The following is a 23,368-nucleotide window of genomic DNA, read 5'->3' on the forward strand; positions in this document are numbered from 1 at the left end:
ATTTGTTTTTTTAGTATCCGTTATTTTGAGTGATAGAACCCCCTGATTTGTCAATCTCTCCCTGCGGTATAGGATAGAGATAATGCTTGTCCTGGAAACTTTTGCCAAGACCGGTTAGGAAGGTCTTGGCGAGTCCCCATCTTTTCAGATCATAGAAGCGATGGCTTTCAAATCCTAATTCAACACGCCTCTCGTGAACCAGCCAGTTTTTAATTTCATCTTTATTATTGGATGCGGGCCGGTCTGTAATACTGCCTGCGGGAATAGTGCCGCCGGTAATAGTGGGGGTTTGCCTTGCCCGGGTACGTATTTTATTGATGTAGGTAACAGCATTAGCGTAGCTGTTCATCTCATTATAAGCTTCGGCTTTCCATAATAACACATCTGCCCAGCGAATGTATACCTTGTTACTTGCAGCATCTTCATTGCCTTTATTTGTTGTTCCAATTTCGCCGAAGATCTTATATACATTTTGCGTCGTTACATCCACCGTGTATAACAGGCGGGGATCGTTCGTTTCAAATTCATTGACGAAATTGGTGGTGGGTGCAATAAAGCCCCATCCGGCCAGGGCGCAAATTCCATTGCCATTTCTGGGTGTTTGTTCGGGCACGTGGTTGTAGGCAAAGATCACTTCATTGTCTGTGTATTTCTTGGCTATGGAAAAGTTATCAAAATAGTTGGCGTTTAAACTATAGTATCCCAGTCCTTCTAATTCAGTAATAATGGAAACAACTTCGTTCCATTTTTGAGTAAATAAGGCTACTTTAGCCTGCATAGCTAAAACGGCGCCTTGCGATACTCTCCATTTATCTGTATTATTTGAGTATTTCCCGGCAGGAATTAAACCTTTTGCAGCTGCTAAATCAGCGCTGATCTGGCTGTACACTTCTTCTTTAGGTACGCGCTTGGAAACCTCATCTGCTTCAGAGAAGTTTTTTAGTGGCTTGAGTAATAAAGGAACATCGCCAAAAGCATTTACCAGGTCAAAATAATAAAATGCCCGAAGGAAATAAGCCTGGCCCAACTGGTAGTTCCTGGAAGCATTGTCAATCGCCAGTTTGGACATGAGCGCATCATCTGTAAGATAGCTAATGGCCAGGTTAGAACGTGATATGCCCTCATAGTCATAACTCCATTGACCATTGAATCCGCCATTGTCCGCCGTAAAACTCCAGGAGGTGAACTGATCCATCCAGGCCTGGTCGCCATCAGGATTCCACTTTTTCTGCATATCGCCGGAGGCAATATCCTGCAAGATAAAATCATTTCTCAATACTAATCCCCTTGGCCAGTCCCAGTTACCCAAAAGATTGAGCGTATTGGCCAGCATTTGATAAGAAGAGTTTACCGCACCTGTAACAGTACCCACCTGCGGATCGGTATTTACCTGCTCGGGTGTTAAAAGACCTATCGGGTCCCTGTCTAAGTTTTTCATACAGCCTGCGGAAAATAACAGGGCTGCGGGTATTAAAATTTTATATATGGCTTTCATCTTTGTGTTTTTTACTTTAGAATAGTGTAGATGTTGAATTTAGAATCTGACATTAATGCCCATCATTACATTGCGCGATTGCGGATAGGTCCCCTGGTCTATCAAGGCTGTAGACTCGGGGTCCAGGCCGGTATATTTTGTAACGGTAAACAGGTTCTGTGCAGATACATACAGCCGGCAATTCTGGAATACTGTGCCTGGCTTTACCACACGGCCTAAGTCGTAACCGAGCTCTATGTTTTTCAATCTCAAATAGCTGGCGTCTTCTACAAAAATGCTGGATACCTGGCTGCTGCCATTATCCTGGAAGGTAGAGCGCGGCATACTATTTGTGCTGCCTTCGCCATTCCAGGCGCCTAATGTAGCTATCGTATGATTAAACGGACGGGAGTCATAGTCTATGATCTTCTTCAGGTCATTGTAACGCTCTACTCCTGCTACGCCCTGGAAAAGAAAAGAAAGGTCCAGGCCTTTATAACCCAGCCTGAAATTGGCGCCGTAAACCAATCGGGGATTAGGATTCCCTATATGTGTGCGGTCATTGTCATTAATGACGCCGTCGCCATTGAGGTCTTTGAAACGAATGTCCCCGGGAACCTGTGAAGGGCTGCTTACACCGTGTAAATGGGTAGCAATCTCCGAACTGTTCTGATAAATACCCTCCATTACATATCCAAAATAGGAGTTTAGGGGATAGCCAGCTTCTGTTTTGGTAACAGGGCCGGTTAGGTTGGGCAGATTGGGGTGTAACTTTGTCACTTCGTTTTTAAGCGTAGCTATATTGGCACTAATGCCATAAGTGAAGTCGCGTGATGTGTTGTCATAGCTAACGGATGCCTCAAAACCTTTATTGATAACGGTACCCGCATTTACCATTGTTGCAGAAACATTTCCAACGAGTGCTGGCAACGATCTGGGTAGCAAAATATCTGATGTAGTCTTTTTAAAATAGTCGAAAGTGAACGTCAGTTTATTTTTTAATAAGCCCAGGTCTAATCCAATATTATCCTGGCGGGTACTTTCCCATTTCAGGTCGGGGTTACCATATCTTGAAATCAAATATTGTTCTCCGTTTTTTCTTAGTAAAGTGAGGTAGGTATAATTGTCTATTTCCTGGTTACCCAGCGTACCGGTGCTGGCGCGCAGTTTCAGGTCCGATATCCAGCTTACATTATCCATAAAGCTTTCCTGGGATATTCTCCAGCCTGCGGAAACGGACGGGAAATATCCCCATTGATTTTCGGGTGAAAAACGTGACGAAGCATCTGCCCTTAAGCTGGCTGTTACAAAATATTTATTACGGTAATTGTAATTAGCAGAGCCAAATAAAGAGAACAATGCCCACTCTGAAGCTGTACCACTATTCCAGAGATCCTTTGCTGTACCGCCAAAGTCCATATATTGGAAAGTTGGTTGTGTATACTCAAAGCGTGCGCGTGAGGCTCCAAGGGAAGAAGCCCGGTTTTGTATATATTCCGTACCCCCCAGTATGCTGAAATTGTGGTCGGTTATTCTTTTAGTGTACTGCAAGGTATTGTTCCAGGTAATGGTAGTTTCCTGGCCGCGGTTCTCGTTGAGGCTATTGGGCCTGTTTTGCCTTCCCATTCCTTTATCTCCATCAGCGCCGCCACCATCCACATCTCCAAAGTTTTGGTTGAAAGCTTTGTTGTGCAGCATATTGAGATCAATACCAAAATTGGTTCTGAATTTTAGTTCTTTGTTGGCCAGAAATGCGTATTCGGCAAAAGCATTTCCGAAGGTTTTTAAATTTACTCTTTTATCGTTGGTAAAGTAGGCCAAGGCGATAGGATTGGCACTAAATTCATAACGATTAGCCGAACCGTTCCAGCTGCCACCATTGGCCTGTACGTTTCTATAAAAGAAGGGGAGGTCGGTATAAGGATCTTCGGGTGAGTAGGTGGGATCTGAGGGATCTTTGAAAACTGAAATTACCGGTGGCCGTAAAAATGCATGACGTATGATTCCCGGTGCGTCGCCACTTGATGATATTTTGTCCTGCCGTATATTGGTAATTTGCAAATTGGCGCCCACTTTCAGCCGGTTCGTTAAATTGCCGATCACATTGCTTCTGAAATTGATCCTTTCATATTGGTCATTATCATAAATGACTATACCATTTTGCTTGTAGTATCCACCTGATATCAGGTATTGTACCGATTCGTCGCCACCACTGGCGGTAATGGCTACATTTTGGCTACGTCCTGTCGTAAACAGCTCATCCAGCCAATTGGTATTGGCGAGGTCGGTTCTTGCTTTATCAGTGGTGTATGGATTGGTGCCTGTGTTGCCTGAGTTATTCCAGCTTTCTTCCATTTTATCCATGTACTGGCTGCCGTTGAGCATGGTAGGCAGATTAGCCACCTTATGAAAGCCGGTAAAGTAATTGAGTTCTATAGCAGGTTTCCCCTTTTTACCTCCCTTAGTGGTGATTACAACCACACCAGAGGCAGCTCTCGAGCCATAAATAGCCGCTGCTGCTGCATCCTTCAGTACAGTTATGCTTTCAATATCCTGGGGATTCACAAAATTGATCTCGCGGGAGGGAATGCCATCTACTATATACAAAGGGTTATTGTTTCCAATAGTTCCGTTACCCCGTATTCTTATTTCTATGCCATCGCCGGGTGCGCCCGTACTCTGGGTTACCTGTACACCGGCCACGTTTCCTTGCAGTAACTGCCCCACATCCGGCACGCGGCGGGTGCTGAGATCTGCCATATTAACACTGGCAGCGGCACCGGTAATCGTGCTCTTTCTTTGGGCAGTATAACCTACCACCACAATATCGTCCATTGCCTGTGTTGAGGGCGTCATCGTAAAATTAAAATCGGTTAAACCGGCGGTAGTAACTTCCAGCTCCTTGTATCCGACAGAAGAAATAACCAGAACTGCATTTTCGGGTATACTGATAGAGAATGAGCCATCATTATCCGATACAACAGCGTTGCTGGTACCTTTTATTGAAACGGTGGCCCCTGCGATCGGCTCTCCATTGGCCGAAACCACTTTGCCGGATATATCCCGGCCGGTTTGCTGGGCAAAACTGGTAAGGGTGCATAAAAACAACGCCAGGCCGAAGCTCAGCAGGCGAAGCACGCCGGACCATTGGGAATCTGCGACGGACAAACAATTTTCGTTCGGTTGTTGTATCATATTGATGGCTTTAGAATTAAATCGTTTTTACATTTTCATACAGGGACTGTCAGAATGAGTTCACCTTTCGACAAGCGCGGGACCTCCCTTTTTTTAGCGTGGTAAACCGTATAGCATAAACCGGCAATCACTGTTAAGATGATTGATCAAAACTACAGTTGTACACTCTCGAAACGGGTGTACCATTATTGCATTTTACTGTATTATTATTGCAAAAGAAGGCTTTTTGTGTTTATTAAAGACTTGATTTTCAATTTTAAATAAGAGGTCAGGCTTTTAGCTCGTTGTTTTTTCGATAATCCTGGGGGGCGCATTCATATCTTTTCTTAAACTCCCGGAAAAAGTAAGATTCATTATTAAAACCACTGTTCAGGAACACTTCTCCAACCGGCATGCTGGTGTGTACCAGCAGATCGGCAGCCTTTGACAGGCGGGTATGTTTGATAAACTCCCCGGGTGTCATGCCGGTTAGAGATTTAGTTTTACGGTACAGCTGCATTTTACTCAGGAAGAGAGTTTTTTCAAGTAAACCGGCATTCAACTCAGGGTTTAATATTTCCTCCCGGATGATATTGGTGAGCTGCTCAAGAAATGCCTTATCATCTTTTTTGATCCCAGCGTCGCGAACGGGTATATTATTATTGTCTGTGTTTTTGAATAATTGCTGGATCCTTTTTTGGTATTCAATCAGCTTTCTAACCCTGACTTTCAGGTTGGATGTGTTGAAAGGTTTAGAAATATAAGCATCGGCTCCCGCTTCGTAGCCCTCGATATGCTGTTCTTCCATCGACCGGGCCGATAGCAGGATCACCGGTATCTGGCAGGTGGCCGGCGTTTCTTTGATCAGTTTACACAATTCCAGCCCGTTTAGTAGCGGCATTAAGATATCGGCTATAACCAGGGACGGCATATAGCTACTAATGAGCGCTATAGCCTGTTGCCCGTCTTCCGCTTCGTAAATGATATAATCTTTTTTTAGTATATCTCTAAGGAGGTAGCGTATTTCGGCCTCATCATCTACAATAACCACAATATCCTTTTCGGCGTTCAGGATTTCTTCCATGGCAGCCGTTTTATTGCCCATGTTGGCCGGGCGTGCCAGGCTATCAGATGTCATTACTGTAAATAATTCAGAAGGGGTTGCATCCGCTACGGGATGATCTGCAACCTGCTGGCCGGTATTTTTTAAGGGGATGGTGGTTGTAAAGCAAACTCCATCCTCCCGGTTTTCCGCAATAATAGTTCCTTCCAGCAGGTTCACCAGTTGAGACGTAAAAGCCAACCCGATACCTGTACCATAAGTGTCAGGCGCATTTTTTATATTATCGCCGGTATAAAATTTCCTGAAAATATCCCTGAGCTGTTCCTGGGGTAACTGAACTCCCGAATTAAAGACCTGCAAATAAAGGTGGCTATCCCGCGCCGTAGCCTGGAAGCTTATTCTTTCTCCCTTGCCCGTGTATTTAAAAGCATTGGATAGCAAATTGAACAGGATCTTTTCCAGTTTATCCTTGTCCATCCAACCCATCATATTACCGGAAATATTGTAGTCATATTCCAGCTTTCTCTTCTCGGCGAGTGGCGCAAATGGTTCTACAATATTGGTTAATAAGGCAGTCAGGTTCAGATAACTGAAACGGTTCTGTGTATATCCTGTATCGGCTTTTCTGAATTCAAATAGCTGGTGTAACAAATACGTGAGCTTAGCCGTTTGTTGTTTGATCAAAGACAGGTATTTACCCTTATCATCTTTGATGACCAGCGTATCTGCTCTTTCCATGAAACGTTCAAAACCGCCCATAATAAGGGTTAAAGGCGTTTGCAGTTCGTGCGCTATATTGGTAAAAAATCCGATACGGTTTTCATGCACTTCCTCCTCTTTTAAGCGCATCAATTGTTCTAATTTTAGTTGTTGTTTTATGGCAGCTCTTCTTTTCCGGTAGCTGTATAATGCATATATAGCGGAGCCAATAATAAGTGCATATACAACCATGGCCCAAATACTCAACAAGGGATAAGGCTGCACTTTCACCTGGAGTACGGCTATTTCTTTTGAGCTGAGCCCCTCGCCATTATTCCACTTAACTTTTAACTCGTAGTTACCGGGAGGCAGATTACTGTAGGATATTTTGGCTGTAGCTTTTTGCGTGTTCCAGGTATGGTCATACCCTTCCAGGAAATAGGATATCTCAAATTTTTCAGCATTGGCAAAATTAATGGCTGAGGCTTCCAGGCTGATATAATTTTCGTCCCTCGGAGTGGTGTAGGAGAGCGGCGCAACCGTATTATTATTTTGAAAAACAAAAAGACTATTCTGTCCTGAACTATGATTCCCTGCTGTTACATAGGAAATCAAAATATTACCCAGGTAATTACTTTTACTGATCTGTGCCGGCAGAAAGCTATTAAATCCTGAAATCCCTCCGAAGTATAATTTACCGTCTTTGTCTTTCCAAACCGCACCATCACTAAATTCACTGCTTTGCAAGCCGTCTGTTTGCTGGTAGTTACTAACCGATAAGTTGGGCCAGGTTATCTTGGCGATACCTTTGTTGCTGCTGATCCAGATGTTGCCTTCATCGTCTTCGGTAATAGCATGTATGGTATTATTAGGAAGACCCTCTTCGGTGGTGATCTTTCCAAAAACAGGGTTGGTCTTTTTTATTTCGTCTGGATGTAAAAAATTAAGTCCGTAACTGGTACCTATCCATAGGATATTTCTTTTGTCCTTATATATATAAATAATGTCGTTATTGGATAAACTGCCCTCATATGTAAAAGCTTTAAAGGTTCTGAAAAAGCCTGTTTTTTTGTTTAAGAGACTTAGTCCGCCATACCGGCAACCCACCCATATATGGTCATTATCATAAGGGGTGAGGGAGTAAATAATATTATTGGCAGGTCCTTTATCTCTTTGCCCGGCGCTGTATTTTCTTCCGTACACCAATTTAATATTTCCATTCCCGTCTTTTGAAAACCGGAGGTGTAATAGCCCGTAGCCACTGGTGCCCACCCAAACAGAACTATCCGGATCCTGGTAAATGCTATATACCGAACCAAAAGCAGGAGAGTTTTCTTTGTTTAGAATGTCAGACCATTTGAGGAATTTGTTCCTTTTGATATCATATATATTCAATCCGTTTCCATCTGTTCCAATGTAAATAAGGTTATCGATACCTTTCTTCAATGCATATACCGCATTATTGTCCAGGTATTGAGGGGCTGTAATATTTTTAAGTTCCTGGTCCTTTAAAATATTGTTGTAGGTAATGATGCCCCGTCCTTTGGTGGCCACCCATAGTTGTTGTCCATCTTCACAAAAAGCGCGTACCGGCCGGTTATAGGCGTTGCCTTGCTGAGACATAGTAACTGTTCCGAAGAATTTTGTCTGAGGTGTTATTTTCACAACACCATTACCATCGGTGCCCGCCCATAGGGTTTCATTTTTCAATGCCCAGCTGGTGATGCGGATATTGGCCAGTGATCGAAGTAGACCCGACATAAAGCCAGACAACTGCCATGTGTTATTAAATGCAGTACAGCCGCCCGTTGCCCAGGCAACCACGTAGTGATTACTATAATATATAATGGAGTTGATGGCTCCATTTAATGAAACAATCGGCGTAGCTGCCTGATCAAAGCGATATAAGTATTCATCATTATTTTTGGTAAAAAAGAGCTGGCCGTTGACCAGGAAGAAATTTGTGACATTATTTTGTATTGACTGACTCAATCTAAGTGCGTTCGCGTTGCTGGCCCAAAGTTGAAGCTGGTCGTTTTCTGTCAGAATGATTAAGCGGTTACTATTGTCAAAGGATATCTTTTTTACTTTAATTGAGTTGGTTCCGGGGATGTTTTCAAACTTGTTTTGCTGGAGGTTATAGCGTATTAAACCCTGGCGATGAGTATAGCAAAATACCTGACCGTTTTGATCAATGGCAATTTTGTACTCATGCTCAGTTATATTCCCCGGCAGGTTCTGCTGGTAAAAAAAATTATAAAACCTGCCTTCTTTTTTATCATAACGGGTAATACCGCCTACCGTAGTGATCCATAAATTTCCTGCCTGGTCTTCATCTATATCCTGGATGATATTACCGCCGATGCTTTGCTGATCATTACTGAGATTATAATTAAATATCCGCAACCGGGTGCCTTCAAACATATTCAGGCCGTCCCAGGTTCCCAGCCAAAGCAATCCATCTTTATCTATATGCAGGTCGTTAATAGAGCTGTTGGACAAACCATTGTAGTTGTCGTAAGCCTGTACCAGGAACGAATCGGACGGAGATGTAGCAAAAGTTTCGCCGCTCAAAAATAAAATGACGCACCACAGGGGTAACCACTTTATATAGTTATTCATCATTAAGCCTCATCGTTTTATATAGCAAGTATACGGAATCTTAAGCCTAAATAATAGATAGGTCATTAGTTAGATAACCGTTGGCCTTTTGCTCATCCGGCAATTCTCTATGGGATAGAAGTTTTCCTAATAGGCCCTTACTTCAGTATTAAACCCGCCAATGGGGGTAGACTGATCGTGATATGATATTTTTTAGTTGCTTCATCCACTAATTCGCACCTGATATCAGTATTATACACATCGCCGGTTCCGTCGAATTCTTTCAGGTCAGAGTTGAACAATTCCCTGGTGTATTTTTTACCATAGGTCTCAATTACCCAGTCGTTGCGAACTTCTGGTGTGGCGTTTAGTATGATCAACACATCATCATCGTCTTTTTCAGCCTTTCTTTTGTATACCATCACCCCCTCATTCCGGTGATTGAGGTCTGTCCACTCAAATCCCCCGATATCAAACTGGCGACTGTAAAGCGCAGGTTCTTCTTTGAGTATCCGGTTAAGCGTTTTAAGACAATGCTGCGCCCCTTTGTGGCTATTGTGCTTTAATAAGTGCCAATCCAGTTCAGATTTATAATTCCATTCGCTGGTTTGTCCAAACTCACTGCCCATAAATAACAGCTTACCACCGGGGTGTGTCCACATATAAGTGAAGAACAGCCGGAGATTGGCAAACTTTTGCCATAAATCGCCGGGCATTTTAAATAGAAGCGGACTTTTACCATGTACCACTTCGTCGTGACTGATGGGGAGCATGAAGTTTTCATCATAATAATACATCATACTAAACGTAAACTGATTCTGATGAAAGGTGCGGTGAACAGGATCCAGTTTAAAATAATCAAGCGAATCATGCATCCAGCCCATCATCCATTTCATACCAAAACCCAGGCCACCTGTAAAAGTGGGTTTGGAAACACCGGGCCAGTCGGTTGCTTCTTCGGCGATGGTTTGTACGCCGGGGAAGTCGCGGTAAACCATTTCGTTTAAATTTTTTATAAATTCAATAGCTTCCAGATTACCATCTCCTCCATGTTCATTGGGTTCCCATTCGCCTTCTTTGCGGGAGTAATTCAGTTTAAGCATAGAGCTTACCGCATCTACGCGTATACCATCGATATGAAAAAGATCAAACCAAAATCGCGCATTGCTGATCAGGAAGGATTTTACTTCGCCTCTTTTGTAATTAAAAATGTAACTGTTCCAATCGGGGTGGAAACCTTTACGCATATCGGCATACTCATAAGTATGGTTGCCGTCAAACATAAACAAACCGTGCGAATCATAAGGGAAATGCGATGGTACCCAATCGAGTATCACACCAATACCTTCCTGGTGAAACGCATCAACCAGGCGCATAAATCCCTGCGGATCTCCGAACCTTGAGGTAGGCGCAAAATATCCTGTGATCTGGTAACCCCAGCTGCCATCGAAAGGATGCTCTGCCACCGGCATAAATTCTACATGGGTAAAGCCCATCTCTTTCACATAGGGTACCAGGCTTTCTTTGATTTCGTCATAGCTCAGGTATTTATGTTCGTCGTTTGCATCGGGTCTTTTCCAGCTGGCTAAATGAACCTCGTATACACTCCAGGGCGCATCCAGTGCATTAGGTTCTGCTCTTTTTTGCATCCACTCCGTATCGTTCCATTCATATTGAAGATCCCAGGTAATAGAAGCTGTAAGTGGTTTCAGTTCCCAGAAATTAGCTAAAGGATCACCTTTGTCGACAATGCGATTATTAGGCCCTACTATATGATACTTGTATAACTCACCATGGTTGATATCTGGTATAAACCCTTCCCATACGCCGCTATTGTCCCACCTGGGTGTAAGCGGATGAGAAAGTTTATTCCAATCGTTAAAATTGCCGGTTACAAAAACAAATTTGGCGCTGGGAGCCCACACGCAAAAATACATGCCCCAAATGCCGTTTACCTGCAGGGCCTTCGAACCAAATTTTTGATATAATGTATAATTAGAACCGTTCTGGAAATTACTGATATCTTCTGAGGTGAGAATGGAGTAATTCCAGACAGGTTTTGAGGTGTCTATAAAATTTTCCTTTTCAAACTTTTCCTGCAAAACTTTAATATCAATAGACATGGTATATGTTTGGAGCAATTTACGATAATTATAACACTGATGACCCTGTTTTGATTTAAATCCGATGTTCACCGATAAAATTTATTGGTTTACCGGATATCTATACTCAATTGAAATAAATACCTCTATTTTTATTACTGGTTGATTGTTGAAAAAAAGCTACGTGTCATTCGTAGATGTCCAGTGGTGTCGTGTTTTTTAACAAAAAATTGGTTGCTGAAAAATATAAGGTTGCTAATTGTTTATGGAAATTTGTTCATTGCGCGTCATAACGCTAATAACTACTTGTCAAAACAACTTATGAGATTATACTTAACACTTATGATACTATTTGCATGTTCGTGTGCTTATAGTCAAACATCTGTTATAAAGGGCGCTCTGGTAGACTCTTCAGAGCATAAAAACCTTCAGAATACAGTTATTACCTTGTTTAACAGTAAAGATTCTATATTGACAGCATTTACCAGAGCCGGGGCCCAGGGAGATTTTCAATTAAACGTACCTGACACCGGTAGTTATGTATTGCTGTTAACGCATCCTTATTTTGCCGACTTTTCTGACAGGATCATCATGAACCCAGGACAACCCGTTGATATGGGTTTCATTAATATGATCTCCAAAAGTAAATTACTGGAAGAAGTAGTGGTAAAAACAGGATCACCCATCCGGATCAAAGGGGATACCACTATTTATACTGCCGATAGTTTTAAGGTAAGAGAAGGCGCCAACGTAGAAGAGTTGCTGAAGAAATTGCCGGGTGTACAGGTAGATCGTAACGGTCAGATAACCGCTTTGGGCGAAAAGGTAGAACGTTTTTTAGTAGATGGAGAAGAATTTTTTGGCAGCGATCCGGGTATTGCCACCAAAAATCTCCGCGCTGATATTGTAAAAGATGTGCAGGTTTATAAAGGCAAAAGCGACCAGGCTGCTTTTACGGGTATTGATGACGGGCAAAGCAAGCAAACGATGAACCTGGTTTTAAAGGAGGACAAAAAGAAGGGATATTTTGCAAAAATTGAAGCAGGAGGCGGGCTTAAGAATGGTAATAACCTGGGAGAGGGTGATAAGTTTAATAATGCCCTCATGTTTAACGCGTTTAAAGCAAAGCGGAAGATATCTGCCTATGGAATTATGAGCAATACAGGTAAACTAAACCTGGATTGGGATGATAGGAACAAATATGGCGGAACGGGCGATGTGCAGGCTACCGATGATGGTGGCATTTCTTTCAGTTCTATGGGCGGGGATTATAACCGGAGCGATGGTATACCTACTAACTGGAACGGCGGTATACACTATAATAATAAATTTAACAGTGATAAGCAAAGTATTAACGCCGGTTATCGTATTACCAAAATAAATGCACCAGGAGAAACCAAAAGTTATTCCAGGAATTTTTTGCCTGATTCGACCTGGCTGAATTATAATAATAACAGCGGCTTTAGCTCTAACCTGAAGCAAGGTGCCAACCTGATCTTTGAAACCAAAATTGACTCCATGAATACCCTGAAGCTAACAGCCCAGGGCAATTTTAATAACATGGATGCCAGTTATAATTATTACAGTGAAAACCGAAACATCGATAGCTCTTTTATCAATGTAAACAACAGGCATGGACACAATAAAACGGATAACAGTAATATGGGCGCCAATTTACTCTGGATGCACAAGTTCAAAAAATTGTACCGAACCATATCTGTTAACGGAGGCTTTAGCCATACAGAGGCAAAAGGCACTGCTTTGCTCTATTCTAATATCGATTTTTACAGGAACGGGGTAGTTGACAGCACAGGTACACTAGATCAAAATACAATTTCAGACAATGTGCTCAACAATTTCAATACCCGTATTGCATATACCGAGCCTTTACTCAAGGATTTCTATCTTGAATTGAGCTATTCCTTTGGGCTAACAAAAAATGCGAATAACAGGAATGTATATTTTAATGATGGAACGGGCGGCTATAATCAATTTGTAGATTCGTTAAGTAACGATTTTCAGCTTAATACTTTAAGTAACGCACCCGGTATTAATTTCAGGTACAATAAAAAGAAACTTAATTTCTCTTTGGGTACTTCGGCGGCTTTCACCAATCTCGATCAACGCGATCTTACTAATGGGACAACCCGTGGGTATAACTTCGTGAATCATTCTCCCAGGGCCAATCTTACCTACAAGATCAAGCCCAGCGAAACCCTGAATTTTTATTATAATGGTGCGGGGCGTGCGCCTTCTCTGAATCAGTTGCAACCCATACCCGATAATTCAGATCCGTTGAATATCAGGGTGGGCAACCCATTGCTGAAACCCTCTTTCTCCCACGACTTTGATCTCTATTATAATAGCTTCAAGACACTGAAGGAGCGTGGCATATGGGCTTATGCGAGCTATAATTTCAGGCAGAACGCATTTACACAATTCAGTGAGTTTGCTGATGGTATACGAAGATATTATGATGTTAACACCAATGGAGTGGCCAGCTTTAATTCTAACTTTAATTATAATTTTAAATGGAAAGGTCCTGGTATTCGCATTGGCGCCGGTGTAGGATATGGATTTAACAGGAATGTGGATTTCGTAAGCAGCTTTTCGGCCGATAACGGCAGCAGCGCTAAAAACATCACCAAAACCAATATCTATAGCTTTTCAATAGATGTTTATAAAAGTGTAGATGAAAAATATGATTTTGGTCTGGCCCCCAATGCAAGATATAACAATACCAGGGCCACGGTGAGCAGCAATGCCAATGCCAATTACTGGAGCGGCGGATTAAATATCTGGGGAAATGTACAACTACCGGGTAAAATCGAAATCAGAACAGATGTGGATGCCAATTATGTACAAAAAGATCCGCGCTTCCCTGCTAATAATAATTATGTGATATGGAATGGCTTTATAACAAAAAAGATGTATAAAAACCAGTTTGAGGCAAGAATTTCTATATATGATATCCTGAACCAAAACAGGGGTTATAACAGGAACTTCGGTAACTACAGTTTTACGGAGACCTACAGAACGACACTGCAGCGCTTTTGGCTGGTTTCTTTTGTTTGGAACATTACAAAAAATGGCACCGGTACTCCAACGGCTAAATAAAAATACTATGATGAAGCAATTACTCCTACTGACCGCTTTTCTATATGCTGGTTTGGCACAGGCCCAAAAATTTATAACCAGTGGTACCATAGAGTTTGAAGTAAAAACCAATCTTCAGAAATCATTGTCCTCAGTGGCCTGGGATGATGATGATAACAGTTTTTTCAAGCAGATCATAGCCTCTCAGCCACAGTTTACCGTTAATTATTATAAATATAGCTTTAGTGACAATAAAGCCAATTATATATTTGACCGAAATGCGGATACCAAAAAAGTATCGCCCTGGTTGAGTAATATAAACGAAGATGATCTTTGGTATAGCGACTATACCAATAAAAAATTCGCTAATCTGAAAGCCATTGACGACAATTACCTGATTACCGGCGATCTTAAAAATGTGGAATGGAAATTGTATCCAAACGATAATACACAGATTGCAGGCTTTAATTGCCGCCGGGCCAGTACTATATTGTTTGACAGCGTTTATGTATTTGCTTACTACACCGATGAGATAGCCATTAGCGGTGGTCCTATGAGTGTAAACGGACTTCCCGGAATGATACTGGGCCTGACTATACCGCGTATGTATACCAGCTGGATTGCCACAACACTTACGCTGGATAAACCAGAAATAAAAGAACCAATAAAAGGGAAAAAGAAAACTGAAGCCGAATTGCAGATCCTTTTAACGGACCTTGCAAAATCCCGTATTAAAGAATGGGGCAAGAATTCGGCGAAATGGATGAACCAGATGATATGGCGAACCTTTCTTTAAACATGAAGATCCGGTTAGCAAGGATAATGGTAGGAACTCAAAAATTATCAAGCGCTTTTTTCCATACGGGTAGAATCCCTAATAACCAGGTTCGTTTTAATAACGATGGTTTCTGTTGCAATAGTATTATTCTTTTCTTCAACATTCCGGATTAATAGTTTGGCTGCAGCCTGTCCCATATCAAAGGCGCTGTCGTCAATAGTAGTGAGCGTAGGGTCAAGCATCCTGGAAATCGGGTAATTGCTGAATCCTACTACTGCAATATCACCAGGGATTTGATAGCCAGCTTTTTTAAATACCTGCATGGCTGTTATGGCCGTATAGTCATTCGCGCAAAACATTCCATCGGGCACCGTTCCTGAGGAAAGCAACCTTTTTGCACAGCTGGCGCCTTCTTCATAGCTCAATTCAGACGTATATTTTACCAGCTTATTATTTACAGGAATATGATGTTGAATTAAGGCGGCTTTATATCCTTCCAGTCTGGCTTTAAAAATATCAGTTGATTGAGGGCCGGCTATATGACAGATTGTCTTTCGCCCCAGGTGAATCAAATGTTCCGTTGCTTTAAAAGCAGCTTCAAAATCATCAATCACCACCTTGCTTACATCAAAGCTTTTATTCACACGATCATAGAATACCAATGGCACATTTAATTCCCTGAACTTATGAAAATGGTCGCAGTTTTTTGTTTCAAGCCCTATGCAGGCTATAATGCCATCTACCATTTTAGATTGTAAGATCTGGGTGATTTTAATTTCCCGGTCTAACGAGTCTCTCGATTGAAATATAGTGACGTTATAGCCTTGTTTATAAGCAATCTCTTCTATTCCGCTAATAACATGCGAATGAAAATAAATATCTATGCGGGGTACAATTACACCTATCGTATAGGTTTTGTTTCTCCTGAGGTTCGATGCAACGGAATTAGGGACATATCCTAATAGCCTGGCCATTTTTTTTACTTCGGCAGTCGTTTTTTTTCCAATGCTCGGATGATCATGGAGCGCGCGGGAGATAGTGGAAATAGACAGATTCATTTTTTCCGCAAGCTCTTTTATAGTGATTTTAGAGACTGACATTACAATAGATTTATGCAAACGTTTGTGTTAGTTCAATAGATGAACTATTTGTATAAATATACGAAATTGAATAATAATCTGTTTGTTTTGTTGTATTTTTTTAGAAAATAGTAGCAAGCTAGAGGAAAATAAAATTTTATTTAGAAATTTTACGCAAACGTTTGCTTAAAATAAATGGATGTTTTATATTTGGTTAAGACTAAGACAAAAGTCTGGGTTAACTACATTTTTAAACGATTGCTTCTGGTAGGTTAGCCCGGGTGAAGAACCGTGATATTCAGTGTATATAATATAGTTGTTGGATAGCTACTGGCGTAGTTTTTATAAAACATTTAACTATGATTGAAATCATTAGACTGCAATTGGCAAAAACTATCGGACGTGTTTTTTCAGGTAAATCTTTGCCTATTCTTGTTTGTTTCCTGGCTTTGATGCCGGCTATATCGGGAGCATCTTCTTTATGGCAAACCTCAATTAAAGGTAAGGTGTCAGACTCTGAGAACGGGCAGCCGCTAACAGGGGTTTCCGTTTCTATTAAGGGACAAACTGCGGGTGCTACAACAAATGAGAAAGGCGAATATGTTGTAGAAGCAAAAACCGGGGATGTTCTGGTGTTCTCTTTTGTGGGGTATATTTCAAAGGAGTTTGTAGTGACAGATAACACGGTTGTTGATATAACGTTGGAAAAGGACGTAGCCAGCCTTGATGAAGTTGTGGCCGTTGGTTATGGTGTTCAAAAAAAGCGGGATATAACAGGGGCCATTTCTTCTGTAAGTGCGAAGGATATAGAGAACACACCGGTCAAAGACGTGCTTACGGCCATGCAGGGGAGGATGGCAGGTGTGCAGGTGGTATCCAATTCAGGAGCGCCGGGAGACGGTATTTCGGTAACCGTGCGCGGGCAGTCGTCTTTAAATGCCGGAAATGCACCTTTATACGTGGTAGATGGAATTCCTATAGAGTCATCGTCTATTTCTCAGCTTAACGGATTTGACTCACATGGTTTAAGCCCGTTATCTTATATTAATCCTGCAGACATTCAGTCTATTGAAGTTTTAAAAGATGCTGCATCGACCGCTATTTACGGGTCGAGAGCCGCTAATGGGGTAGTAATGATTACTACTAAAAGCGGAAAGGCCGGAAAGGCGAAAGTTAGCCTGAATTTTTATACAGGGGTAAGTAAAATAACCAGGTACCTGGATGTATTAAACGCCACGCAGTGGCGGGCTAATATACTGGATGCCTATAAAAATCTGGATAAATATAACGGCGCTACCATACCCACCATTCCGCACTGGTCGGTGTTAGACTCTTTAAATCCTATGAATAACGGAGACGTGGACTGGCAAGACGTTATGTACCGTACTGCTAACCAAAAGCAGGCGAATGTATCGGTAAACGGAGGAAGTGAAAAAGCACGCTACTCACTCAGCACTTCTTTATTAGACCAGGATGGGATCTTTATTGCTTCAAATTATAAGCGCATAACATCCAGGTTGAATACAGATTTTGATATTTCTTCTAAAATAAAGCTAGGTTATAATATTTTATACAGCCATGAGCTCAATAACCGCATCAATGCAGGCGGGGATGGCAACCACAGCCTCGTACAGTCAATATTGGTGCGTCCGCCCACATATGCACTAACCTACCCCGATGGGTCGCCTATCAATTATTTCAATGGAAAAAGAAATCCGGTAGGCCTGGCACTAGAAGCAACGCATACAAACAGAACCCATAGGCTGGTAGGAAGCCAGTACCTCGAATACCAGATTTTAAAAAATCTAAAGTTCAGAACTAATGTCAGCATTGATTTTCTGTCAATGAAAGAAGATGAATTTTTACCTGCAACTGTAGATTACAGGGAAGGATATAATTCAGGAGCTGTGCGATCCATCACTAACTTTACATGGGCTAATGAAAACTATTTCACCTACAATACCACGCTAAATGAGCGGCATAATATTTCTGCAATGGCTGGTTTCAGCCAGCAGGCGTGGAAGCTGGAAACCACAGGCCTGGACGGAATGTATTTCGCAAGTGATAACATAAGAACGCTCAATGGGGCTGGTACCATATCCAACCAGGCTGTAAATACAACAGTGGAGCATGGAATGGCTTCTTATTATGGAAGAGTAGGGTATAACTACGACAGCAAGTATATCGTTCAGGCGAATATAAGGGCTGACGGGTCTTCGAGATTTGGCAAGAAAAACAGGTTTGGTTATTTCCCGTCGGTATCTGCTGCATGGCGGTTTTCAGCCGAACCTTTTTTAGAAAAGCTCTCTTTTTTGAGTGATGGTAAGCTAAGATTTAGTGTTGGCCAAACAGGTAATGAAGCCATTGGAAATTATACAGCTCGCGGAGAATTTGCGATAGGCGCCAATTATTTAGATAATTCCGGTGCGGCGCCTACCATAATGCCTAACTCGGGCCTTACCTGGGAAACGTCTACACAGTACGATTTAGGTCTGGATCTCTCATTATTCAATTACCGTGTTTCATTAAGCGGTGATGTGTATGTAAAAAATACCAACGATCTTTTATTTGATGTGCCGATACCCGAAACAAGCGGCTTTGGCTATATTACTCAAAACATAGGCAGTATACAGAATAAAGGCTTTGAACTGTCGTTAACAACTTTTAATCTAACCAGAGATTTTAAATGGAATACGAACTTTAATATAGGTGTCAACCGCAACAAGATCATCAGCCTGCCAGATAATGTATTAACCAATGGTTACATACAAAATGGAGTTTACCATATTTTGAAGGTGGGCCAGCCGATTGGAGTTTTTTACGGATATAAATTTCTGGGTGTATATGTAAATGATGCGGATAACGTAAACCAGGTAAGAAATGCTTCTTCGAATGGGAAAATTTATAAAGGTGGGGACCCCATATGGGATGATCTTAATGGAGATAACATTATAGATGCCCGGGATCAACAGATAATCGGAAATGGCCAACCGGATTATACCGGCGGTATAACGAATGACTTCTCTTATAAAAACTTTTCACTCAATGTGTTTTTCCAGTTTTCTAAAGGAAACCAGATTTACAGTATACTCAATCAGCTTAGAAACTCTGTTGTGGCATATAACAACGTATCCAGAGATGCTTTAACCAGATGGAAAGAACAGGGAGATATAACTGATTATCCCAGGCCTATATTTAACGATCCCCTTAACACTAATAGCAGGGTTTCCGATCGTTGGATTTACGACGGGTCATACTTAAGACTAAAAACAGTGCGCCTGTCCTATTCTCTACCCCAGCATATTATAAACCGCCTTAAAATAAGCGCTGTTAAATTATATGCATCTGGTGAAAATCTTATTACCTGGACACGATATACAGGCTATGATCCCGATATCAGCTCTTATAGCGGACTACGAATTGGACTGGATGGAGGTTCTTACCCTCAGAGCCGAACATTCATTTTTGGTTTAAATGTAGACTTATAAATCAATGTTTATGAAAATAAATAGAGTGATTGTAAAATGTAAACTACCTGTTATGAAAATTATATCTATAAATGTAATTGTTGTTTTGTGTAGCATGCTGCTATTTTCCTCTTGTGTAAAACAGGTTTTAGACAAGGCTCCGGTAAGTAGTTTTTCGGCAGAAGATTTTTATAAAACGCCTGCAGATGCACAAGCTGGTATTTATGGTATTTATAATGCCGTTCAATCAGCTTTTAGAATAAATTTTGCTTATTGGGGCGAAGGTAGGGCCGATAATGTGCAAACAACTCAATCGGGGGAAGGATTAATCCTGACGCAGAATAACCTCAATGAGTCAATGACCTCGGCGAACTGGACTAATTTGTATACGATCATTAGTCGGGCCAATTACGCAATCAAATATATACCTAATGCTTATTCCGGTGGTAATGGAGGTGCGCAATTGATTGGGCAGGCTCACGCATTAAGAGCGCTGGCATATTTTTATCTGGTGAGAGTTTGGGGCGATGTGCCATTAATTGTAGAACCTTACAATTCTATTGACCAGGATATATTTGTGGCTAAGAATAGCAGCGAAGAGGTTTTAGATCAAATCGAGCGCGATCTTAAATTGGCGTCAGCGAATTGTTTAGATCGCTTTAATAGCGACAATGATAGAGTGATGTTTACGAAAGGCAGTGCCAACGCCTTACTTACTGAAGTATATATGTGGCGCAAGAAGTATGCGGAGGCTGTGACCTCCTCCGCGCTGGTGTTGAATAATACCTTGTATTCTTTGGCAAAAACAATGGATGAATGGGGAAAGATATTTACGGGCGGATATTCATCGGAAAGTATATTAGAAGTGGGTTATAATGAAACGCAGACCAATTCTTTGAGAGTTCTGTATGCTATTGGTTCCGATCCTGTATTTTTCCCTTCAGTTAAATTCAGAGCTTCTTATGAAAAAGGAGACCTGCGCATCCCATATGTTTATGACACTACCATTGCACAGCCCAAGGCTATATGGAAATTTCTGGGAAAAGGTGTGAGTGATGAAGACCCGTCTCCCTCAGCTCAAAATATCGTTTTATTAAGGCTTGCAGATATAGTTCTTTTGCGTGCAGAAGCGTTAGTGAAATTAGGGGGCGCCTCAAATATAGCAGAGGCTTTAAGCCTGCTCAACAGTATCAGGAGCAGGGCCGGGTTGCCTGCTATAGAAAATGAAGAGAATGCTGCTGCCCGGTATGGCAATTTAGAGTTGGCTATTTTACATGAAAGGTCGATAGAATTATGCTTTGAAGGTAAACGTTGGTTTGATCTGGTCAGAACTGATAAAGCGATAGCAACGATGTCGCCCATTAATGGATTGAGTGATCAGCGGAATCTTGTTTGGCCCATTCACGTCAGTACCCTGAACAAAAATCCCAACCTTAATCAGAACGATTTTTACAGATAAATATATTTAACGAACCCGGATCATGACATCGTAAAAAAAATACCAAATGAAAATAATTTTCACCTATAAATCAGGTTCCACCCTGTTAGCGGTATTAGTACTGTATATTCTTATTATGTCGGGTTGTCAAAAGCAACCGCAGTTTAAGTATGAGTATGATAATCCAGGTAGCCAGCTGGGCGTGTCTGCGCTTGCTTTTGTACAAAGTACAGACTCGTTGTCGATGTTAGCGCAGGCCATTAGCATAGCAGGTCTGGGTGATTTTTACAGTGGCAATGACTTACATACTTTTATAGCACCTACCAATGAAGCGTTCGGCAAGTATTTAACAGCAAACAAGTACGTAAATATAGCTGCAGTACCTGTTCCTATACTGAGGAACGTGTTATTGTATCATATTGTAAAGAACAAAACCGTATTTTCTGATACTACTTACAATCAAAGGAATAACCCTGTGGCTTTTGAAACCGAGAACGGACAATGGATGTATCTCTCCCGGAATAATAATTATCAGGGAATGATTAATGAGGGTACTAATAAAAGCTGGACGATTTCAATTTCCAACCTTGAGCCCACAAACGGCGCAATTCACATTGTTCCCGAACTGGTATATTTCTCGGCCCGTACGGGAGGAGGAGCCCCGGAAATGCCTTTGGCCAGTGACACTATTTATGCTATTCAGGATGCTTATACCAATGGTGGTGGGTTAAGCACAACTAACTACGGGCTGAATCCGCTGCTTCGTTCAAAAAATGTAGACAATACAGGGGAGTACGATAGGAAGATATATATGATGTTCGATTTAAATGATATTGCAACTACAGGGCAATTAAGGAAGGCAAGCATAGAAGTAGGCGTAAGCTTTACCGCCGCAAAGGGGCTACGACTATACCTGTATAATGTGCCCGATACCAGCTGGTCCGAAAGAACATTGAATTGGAGCAATGCTCCTGCAGCCGGTGCAACACCAATAGCAAGCCTGGTTACCAGTAAAGTGTCGGATTTTAAATGGGATTGCACTGGTTTTATAGCGGCGCAGTTGGTAAAACCCAGGAAAATTGCCATACTAATCGATGGCGATCCGCGTGGCGATGAGACCAATGATCTGATCTCAAAAGAAAATGCTGCCAACAAGCCTCCCCGGCTGGTTACAACGTTTTCATCCGGAAACAGTACGCTTGCCATGGGTATGAATGAGGGATTGGCAGTTGCAAAAGGAGGAGTGAAAGTTTTAACAAGCAGCGTGCTAAAAATGGAAGGTGCAGCACATGAAGATATTACTTATAAATTAGTTTCTGTTCCTGCAAAGGGCTGGTTGATTACCGGATCCACTATATTAACCACGGGCAGTACATTTACGCAGCTTGATCTGGACGTTAATAATATTGTTTATGTGCATGGAAATGCTGATAATAGTGGGGATAAATTTAAGATATCTGTAAGCGATCCCGACGGCGGGATCATTGATCCTTTTGATTTTAATATAACAATACAATAAAAATATACAAAGTTGCCTGATAGCATAAACAGCAAATAGCTTTATTGGTTCTTAATGAGAAATAAATATTTGTATTAATTAACTATGGAAAAAGATATATTGATGCATTATGAATTACAAACTAACAATGTGCATGTTTTTGAAAATCGCAGATTGTTGGGCAATGCAGCCGGAAGCGATATTGAGAATGCAATAATTAAACTATTGAGCGTGAAGGATGAGCTGAGAATGATATTTGCAGCTGCGCCTTCACAGAATGAAGTATTAGAATATCTGTCTTCATCGCCCCGGATAGATTGGAGCAGGGTTGTGGCTTTTAATATGGACGAATACATCGGCTTACCGGATAATTCTAATGCGTTATTCGCATCCTATCTCAATGAAAAGATATTTAACAAAGTTCGTTTTAAAGCAGTAAATCTTATTACTGCCGGTCATGCAGTGGAGGAAGAAATTGCGCGATTTGAAAAGCTTATTAAAGCAAAGCCAATAGATATAGTGTGTCTTGGAATAGGAGAAAATGGTCATATTGCCTTTAATGATCCACCTGTAGCGGATTTTAACGACGAGGCATTAATAAAAGTAGTAGAGTTGGATCATCTGTGCCGTATGCAACAGGTAAATGAAGGTTGTTTTTTACATTTAGATGAAGTACCTAAAACTGCTTTAACCTTAACAATTCCCGTGATTATGCAGGCCGGTCAATTATTTTGTATGGTGCCGGGTAGCAGCAAAAAACAAGCAGTTTGGGGAACTTTAATGGAGCCCATAAGTGAAGCCTGTCCTGCTACCATTTTACGTACGCACGCCAACTGCAGCTTTTATTTTGATAAAGAGTCTTACCAGTTGGTTGAGGAGAGATCAAAGAAACAATAGTA

General features: G+C 41.5%; 11 protein-coding genes. 6 read left to right on the forward strand and 5 right to left on the reverse strand.

The window, feature by feature from the left end:
• Positions 1-10 precede the first annotated feature (10 nt).
• From U0035_RS21740 to glgB, 4 genes are all read right to left on the reverse strand, one after another.
• Positions 11-1,495: a RagB/SusD family nutrient uptake outer membrane protein gene (locus U0035_RS21740; RefSeq protein ID WP_114791068.1), complete on the reverse strand. Its 1,485-nt coding sequence runs from the start codon at positions 1,493-1,495 to the stop codon at positions 11-13.
• 39 nt (positions 1,496-1,534) lie between these two features.
• Positions 1,535-4,669, reverse strand: coding sequence for a SusC/RagA family TonB-linked outer membrane protein (locus U0035_RS21745; RefSeq protein WP_114791069.1), 3,135 nt, complete (start codon positions 4,667-4,669; stop codon positions 1,535-1,537).
• Positions 4,670-4,937: 268 nt separating this feature from the next.
• Entirely contained in the window at positions 4,938-9,035 is a 4,098-nt protein-coding gene (locus U0035_RS21750; RefSeq protein ID WP_114791070.1) for a hybrid sensor histidine kinase/response regulator transcription factor, read from the reverse strand.
• Between the two features lie 134 nt (positions 9,036-9,169).
• Positions 9,170-11,134: a 1,4-alpha-glucan branching protein GlgB gene (glgB, locus tag U0035_RS21755; protein ID WP_114791071.1), complete on the reverse strand. Its 1,965-nt coding sequence runs from the start codon at positions 11,132-11,134 to the stop codon at positions 9,170-9,172.
• A 321-nt stretch (positions 11,135-11,455) separates the two neighbouring features.
• On the opposite strand from glgB, the gene U0035_RS21760 reads away from it, so the two are divergent.
• Both U0035_RS21760 and U0035_RS21765 read left to right on the forward strand, forming a co-directional pair.
• Entirely contained in the window at positions 11,456-14,230 is a 2,775-nt protein-coding gene (locus tag U0035_RS21760) for an outer membrane beta-barrel family protein (RefSeq protein WP_245957723.1), read from the forward strand.
• A 7-nt stretch (positions 14,231-14,237) separates the two neighbouring features.
• Positions 14,238-15,005 (forward strand): GLPGLI family protein, encoded by a 768-nt coding sequence (locus U0035_RS21765; protein ID WP_245957724.1) that lies wholly within the window; start codon positions 14,238-14,240, stop codon positions 15,003-15,005.
• Positions 15,006-15,052: 47 nt separating this feature from the next.
• On the opposite strand, the gene U0035_RS21770 is transcribed toward U0035_RS21765, so the two are convergent.
• Positions 15,053-16,087 (reverse strand): LacI family DNA-binding transcriptional regulator, encoded by a 1,035-nt coding sequence (locus U0035_RS21770; protein WP_114791074.1) that lies wholly within the window; start codon positions 16,085-16,087, stop codon positions 15,053-15,055.
• Between the two features lie 338 nt (positions 16,088-16,425).
• Here U0035_RS21770 and U0035_RS21775 point away from each other — a divergent pair, with 338 nt between their 5' ends.
• From U0035_RS21775 to U0035_RS21790, 4 genes are all read left to right on the forward strand, one after another.
• Positions 16,426-19,554: a SusC/RagA family TonB-linked outer membrane protein gene (locus U0035_RS21775; RefSeq protein WP_114791075.1), complete on the forward strand. Its 3,129-nt coding sequence runs from the start codon at positions 16,426-16,428 to the stop codon at positions 19,552-19,554.
• A gap of 52 nt (positions 19,555-19,606) precedes the next feature.
• A complete protein-coding gene (locus tag U0035_RS21780) occupies positions 19,607-20,992 on the forward strand; it encodes a RagB/SusD family nutrient uptake outer membrane protein (RefSeq protein ID WP_114791076.1) in 1,386 nt (461 codons plus the stop codon).
• Between the two features lie 46 nt (positions 20,993-21,038).
• Positions 21,039-22,490: a CBM96 family carbohydrate-binding protein gene (locus U0035_RS21785; RefSeq protein ID WP_114791077.1), complete on the forward strand. Its 1,452-nt coding sequence runs from the start codon at positions 21,039-21,041 to the stop codon at positions 22,488-22,490.
• 84 nt (positions 22,491-22,574) lie between these two features.
• Positions 22,575-23,366, forward strand: coding sequence for a 6-phosphogluconolactonase (locus U0035_RS21790; protein ID WP_114791078.1), 792 nt, complete (start codon positions 22,575-22,577; stop codon positions 23,364-23,366).
• Positions 23,367-23,368 lie beyond the last annotated feature (2 nt).

Origin of the sequence: Niabella yanshanensis (assembly GCF_034424215.1) — a bacterium.
Taxonomy (GTDB): domain Bacteria; phylum Bacteroidota; class Bacteroidia; order Chitinophagales; family Chitinophagaceae; genus Niabella; species Niabella yanshanensis.

Coding starts and splice junctions, on each gene's coding strand:
- U0035_RS21765 (WP_245957724.1), top strand. CDS start 14,238: ATGATGAAGCAATTACTCCTACTGACCGCTTTTCTATATGCTGGTTTG.
- U0035_RS21780 (WP_114791076.1), top strand. CDS start 19,607: ATGAAAATTATATCTATAAATGTAATTGTTGTTTTGTGTAGCATGCTG.
- U0035_RS21760 (WP_245957723.1), top strand. CDS start 11,456: ATGATACTATTTGCATGTTCGTGTGCTTATAGTCAAACATCTGTTATA.
- U0035_RS21770 (WP_114791074.1), bottom strand. CDS start 16,087: ATGTCAGTCTCTAAAATCACTATAAAAGAGCTTGCGGAAAAAATGAAT.
- U0035_RS21750 (WP_114791070.1), bottom strand. CDS start 9,035: ATGATGAATAACTATATAAAGTGGTTACCCCTGTGGTGCGTCATTTTA.
- U0035_RS21745 (WP_114791069.1), bottom strand. CDS start 4,669: ATGATACAACAACCGAACGAAAATTGTTTGTCCGTCGCAGATTCCCAA.
- U0035_RS21790 (WP_114791078.1), top strand. CDS start 22,575: ATGGAAAAAGATATATTGATGCATTATGAATTACAAACTAACAATGTG.
- glgB (WP_114791071.1), bottom strand. CDS start 11,134: ATGTCTATTGATATTAAAGTTTTGCAGGAAAAGTTTGAAAAGGAAAAT.
- U0035_RS21785 (WP_114791077.1), top strand. CDS start 21,039: ATGAAAATAATTTTCACCTATAAATCAGGTTCCACCCTGTTAGCGGTA.
- U0035_RS21740 (WP_114791068.1), bottom strand. CDS start 1,495: ATGAAAGCCATATATAAAATTTTAATACCCGCAGCCCTGTTATTTTCC.
- U0035_RS21775 (WP_114791075.1), top strand. CDS start 16,426: ATGATTGAAATCATTAGACTGCAATTGGCAAAAACTATCGGACGTGTT.